This window comes from Collinsella aerofaciens (assembly GCF_018785245.1).
GTDB classification, from domain to species: Bacteria; Actinomycetota; Coriobacteriia; order Coriobacteriales; family Coriobacteriaceae; genus Collinsella; species Collinsella aerofaciens_AD.
This window is the reverse complement of the sequence record NZ_WQPL01000062.1, coordinates 1-451: the sequence shown is the minus strand read 5'-3', so window position 1 is coordinate 451 and position 451 is coordinate 1. Positions and strand designations below refer to the sequence as shown.

Here is a 451-nt window from a genome sequence, read left to right as displayed (position 1 = left end):
CTCAACATGTTCCTGATCAGGCTGGGCCACGTCTGGGACGAGCGCAACGCCGACGGGACGAGGAAGGGATCCTGGACGCGCGCCCACTGGAGGTGGATATCCGGGATCAGGCTCGAGGGGCCCCAGCGCGACGTGCTCGAGTACTACGTCACGGCCGCGAGGTGCGCGGAGTCGGACCGCCGGCAGCTCGAGAAGAAGGTGCTCGCCCTCGCCCGGACCGACCGGTGGCGCCCGGCCGTCGAGGCGCTCTCCTGCATCAAGGGAATCGACACCCTGACGGCCTTCAGGCTCGCAGCCGAGGCGGGCTCCTTCACGAGGTTCCGGACGGCCCCGGCCTTCGCGAGCTGGTGCGGGCTAGTCCCGTCGGAGCGCTCGAGCGGCGAGTCCGAGCGGCGCGGCGGGATAACCAAGGCCGGCAACGCGCTCGCGCGCACGGCGCTCATAGAGTCCG

The 451-nt window shown here is 71.0% G+C and carries 1 protein-coding gene; it reads left to right on the top strand.

What is annotated here, in order from left to right:
- A partial coding sequence (locus tag GPK39_RS09875; RefSeq protein ID WP_215675177.1) for a transposase occupies positions 1 to 451 on the top strand: 451 nt, incomplete at both ends.